This window comes from Pedobacter sp. 01T416_2 (assembly GCF_056398925.1).
Genome location: NZ_JBFTQI010000502.1, coordinates 1 through 4453, shown reverse-complemented (window position 1 = coordinate 4453; position 4453 = coordinate 1). Strand labels below are relative to the sequence as shown.

3 protein-coding genes and 1 pseudogene are annotated in these 4453 nt (G+C 40.4%); all 4 read right to left on the bottom strand.

Features of this window, described 5'->3' with window-relative positions; all coding sequences use genetic code 11:
• Window positions 1-239 (bottom strand): annotated as a pseudogene (locus AC1DPQ_RS18995) (bifunctional 4-hydroxy-2-oxoglutarate aldolase/2-dehydro-3-deoxy-phosphogluconate aldolase); the annotation flags it as partial.
• Window positions 232-1287: a PfkB family carbohydrate kinase gene (locus AC1DPQ_RS18990; protein WP_477581283.1), complete on the bottom strand. Its 1056-nt coding sequence runs from the start codon at window positions 1285-1287 to the stop codon at window positions 232-234. The gene AC1DPQ_RS18990 and the pseudogene AC1DPQ_RS18995, both read right to left, overlap by 8 nt.
• A 114-nt stretch (window positions 1288-1401) precedes the next feature.
• On the bottom strand, window positions 1402-2802 hold the full coding sequence (gene uxaC, locus AC1DPQ_RS18985; protein ID WP_477610538.1) for a glucuronate isomerase: 1401 nt from the start codon (window positions 2800-2802) through the stop codon (window positions 1402-1404).
• 190 nt (window positions 2803-2992) lie between these two features.
• On the bottom strand, window positions 2993-4453 hold a 1461-nt coding region (locus AC1DPQ_RS18980), incomplete at its 5' end, for a UxaA family hydrolase (RefSeq protein ID WP_477610537.1).

Genomic DNA, 4453 nt, shown 5'->3' with positions numbered 1-4453 from the left:
GTTTTAATCGTTCCAATTCCCAAATAAAGATCGGGCATTTCAGCATCACGGATTTCTTTCAACTTTTTAAAGTTCGGCAGGGCCGATTTACCTCGGTTGGTATATTCAAAAACACGAACGCCGGCTTTATACAAAGTGCGTAATATTTCTACGCTACCCGATTCGCTATCCTGGTAAAAAAGGGGTAACATGCCCTGCTCTAAAATGGCATCTAAAATTTTGTGCTTGTTGCTAATCATTGCGTATTATTCTTTTTTCTATATCGGCTACAGTACTGGTTGTAGCATCGCTTGGAATGTATAATTTATCGTATGCTGCTGCGGTGGCAAAATTTAAGGTTTCTTTGGCCGATAGTTGGTTGTAAAAGCCATAAATCAGACCGGCCATAAAACAATCGCCACTACCTACCTTATCTAAAATTTCTTCTGAAACATATTCTTCAGAAACTGTTAATTCATCAGCAGTATAAATGGCAGTATAATACCTGATGCCCTTGCCATGATCGAACCTAAAGGTATTTGCAACCGCCTTGCAAGACGGAAACAAACTTAATATTTCTTTAGAAGTATCTGTTGCCTGTTGCAGTAACGTTTCCTTTGCATAACCCTCAGTTGGTGTTAAATCTTCGTGAAGTGCAGTGCCCAACATTTTATTGGCGGCCCACACATTGCCCATAATCAGCGTGCAATACTGAGCCAGTTCGGGCAACACATCAATCGGATCTTTACCGTATTTCCAAAGCTTGGCGCGATAGTTTAAATCGAGCGAAATGGTAATATTTTTCGCACTTGCCACTTTTAAAGCTTCTAAGCAAACATCAGCAATAGATTGATTTATTGCCGGGCAAATGGCGCTGAAATGAAACCAGCTCACACCTTCAAAAACTTCATCCCAGTTAATTTGGCCAACTTTTAAATCGGCATAGGCCGAATTTGCCCTATCGTAAATTACGCCTGCATTTTTAAGGTCTTTCCCTTTCGGAAGATAGTATAACCCCAAACGTTCGCCATGATAAACCATTGGTGTGGTATCAATGTTCCGTGCATCCAGATAATCTACAATCTCTCTGGTTACCGAATTATCAGGCACAGCCGATAAGTAAGTTGAAGGAACATTCCAAAGTGCCAGCGCTGTTGCTACATTGAGCTCTGCACCGCCCACATAAAATGGTAGTTTATTTTCTTTTAACCACTGGCCGTCCATATCGGGACAGATGCGCAAAAGTATTTCACCAAAGCTTAAAACTTTTTCTCCTTTTTTTGATGAAGCGAATATTTGGGTGCTCATTTTTGTATCTAATCGGCGTATTTCATGCTGTTTTCTGCAACGGTATGAAAATGGAAGGAAAACGATTGAAATGATTTGATTCCAACGAAATACCTCTTTAAAGCCCTATTTTGGTTAAAATTTAAAGTAATTTTTTGCGTTAAAGTACGAAATATCCTGAACAATTTTGCCAACCCACTCCAAGTCGTTAGGTAATTCGCCGTTCTCAATATCTTCTCCAAAGAGGTTACAAACGATCCTTCTGAAATATTCGTGACGAGGAAAAGAAAGGAAACTTCGCGAATCGGTAAGCATACCCACCAAACGGCTTAGCAGCCCCATGTTTGATAATGCGTTTAATTGTTTGATCATGCCATCTTTCTGATCTAAAAACCACCATGCCGAACCAAATTGCACTTTACCCGCAACCGAACCATCGTTAAAGTTTCCGATCATCGTTGCAATTAATTCATTATCAGCCGGATTAAGGTTATAGATAATGGTCTTTGCCAGTTTATCCTGATTATCCAAACGGTTTAAGAATTTAGAAAGCATTCGGGCCTGACTAAAATCGCCGATAGAATCCCAACCGGTATCAGGTCCTAACTGCCTTAACATCCGGGCATTGTTGTTACGCAATGCACCCAGATGATACTGTTGCACCCAACCTTTTTCGTGATCCCATTCTGCAAAATAAATCAGCATGGCCGATTTAAATTTCAGGTTCTCCTCGTAAGAAATATGTTGTTTACTGCGGATTTTGTCGAAAATTGATGCAATTTCTGCTTCTGTATAATCTTCAGCATAAATCTGCTCTAAACCATGGTCAGAAACTGAACAGCCATTTGCCGCAAAGTAATCGTGACGGCTTTTTAAAGCATCAATATAATCCTGAAAGCTACTGATTGTTTTATCTACAACACTTTCCAATTTGTCAATATATTCATTCAAACCTTCAATATCGTCACTGTTCATCGCTTTATCCGGGCGGAAGGCAGGCAACATTTTAAGGTTTGCGCCTTCTCTTGCCAATTGTTGGTGATAGTTTAAACTATCCAAAGGATCATCGGTAGTACAAACGGCTTCTACATTCATTTTGGCTAGCAAACCACGTACAGAATATTCAGGTGTCTGCAATTTTGCAGAACATTCGTCGAAAATTTTCTGTGCCGTTTTACCAGAAAGTAAATCAGTTATACCAAAATAGCGTTGAAGTTCCAGATGTGTCCAGTGGTATAAAGGATTACGTAAAGTATAGGGAACAGTTTCTGCCCATTTTTCAAATTTTTCATAGTCAGATCCTACACCTGTAATGTATTTTTCATCAACACCATTGGCACGCATCGCTCTCCATTTGTAATGATCGCCAGCAAGCCAAACCTGACTGATGTTGGCAAATTGAGTGTTATTTGCAATCTGCTCTGGAATAAGGTGATTATGGTAGTCGATAATCGGCAATGATTTTGCAAAATTGTGATAAAGCTTTTCAGCAGTTTTGCTTTGCAAAAGAAAATTTTCGTCTAAAAAAGGTTTCATGCTATGTAATTTGAGATAAGAGATTTGAGATGATCAAAACGCTTATCTATTCATTTTCTATTTATCCCCGGTCTGTGTCCTCACAGATCGGAACTCAATTTATGTTTTATTCCCTTGGTGGTCTGTGAGGACACAGACCACGGAATAAGGCTCCAAGACTCACGACTTCGGACTTACCACTCCAGACTCACTAAAGGCTCACTCCCCGTTTCCATGGAATAAAATCATCCTGATTAAGCAATACCGCTTTAGGAATTACTTCGCCACTAGCTGCTTTAATGCAATACTCCAGGATATCTTCTCCCATTTGTTCGATGGTTTTTTCGCCTTCGATTACTGGCCCACAGTTGATATCGATAATATCGCCCATGCGTTTGGTTAATGCATTATTGGTTGAAACCTTGATGGTAGGGCAAACAGGATTTCCTGTTGGCGTACCCAAGCCTGTTGTAAACAAGATTAATGTTGCTCCAGACGCTGCTTTTCCTGTAGTAGCCTCAACATCATTTCCGGGAGTACAAACTAAGTTTAATCCTGGTTTTGTAGCAGGCTCAGTATAATCTAATACATCTTCCACTGGCGATGTTCCGCCTTTTTTGGCTGCACCAGTACTCTTAATCGCATCGGTAATCAAACCATCTTTTATATTTCCAGGCGATGGATTCATGAAAAATCCAGAGCCTACATTTTCTGCAGATTGATTGTAAGCAGTCATCAATTGAATGAATTTACGCGCTGCGGTTTCGTCTTTTGTGCGGTCGATTAACTGTTGTTCTGCGCCGCAAAGTTCAGGGAACTCGGCTAGGAGTACAGTACCACCCAAAGCCACCAACAAATCAGATGTATAACCTACTGCCGGATTAGCACTGATTCCACTAAAACCATCGCTACCGCCACATTTAACACCTAAAACCAGTTTGCTTAAAGGGGCAGGCTGGCGTTCGATCTTATTGATCTCAGTTAAACCGATAAAAGTTTTTCTAATCGCTTCTTTAACCAATTGCTCTTCACTTTGCGATTGTTGCTGCTCAAAAATGAATAAAGGTTTATCAAAATTTGGACTACGGTGTTTTAAATCGTCCATAAAATCTTTAACCTGTAAGTTCTGGCAACCAAGGCTCAATACAGTAACACCCGCAACGTTGGGATGATCGGCATAAGCAGCCAATAATTTACTTAATACAGCAGCATCCTGACGGGTACCACCGCAACCACCCTGGTGATTTAAGAATTTAATGCCATCAACATTTTTAAAAACGCGGTTGGCTGACGGGTTTGCAATTCCAATTGAACTTGGATCAGCTTCTTCCAGGATTTCGCCGTTTTTATAAGCCTCAACCAGCTCATGGGCGTAAGATTTGTATTTATCGGTTACCGCATAACCCAATTCATTGTGCAAAGCTTCACGGATCACATCTAAATTGCGGTTTTCGCAGAAAACAGTCGGAATAAACAACCAATAATTTGCAGTTCCCACGCGGCCATCACTACGGATATAACCATTAAAGGTTCTGCCTTCAAATTTAGAAACATCAGGGGCATGCCATTCGTAATGGTACGGACGGAATTCATATGGATCAGAAGCATGTTTAGTGTTTTCTGTATCCATTAAACCACCTTTTAGGATAAAATGCTGTGCTTTCCCTACCAG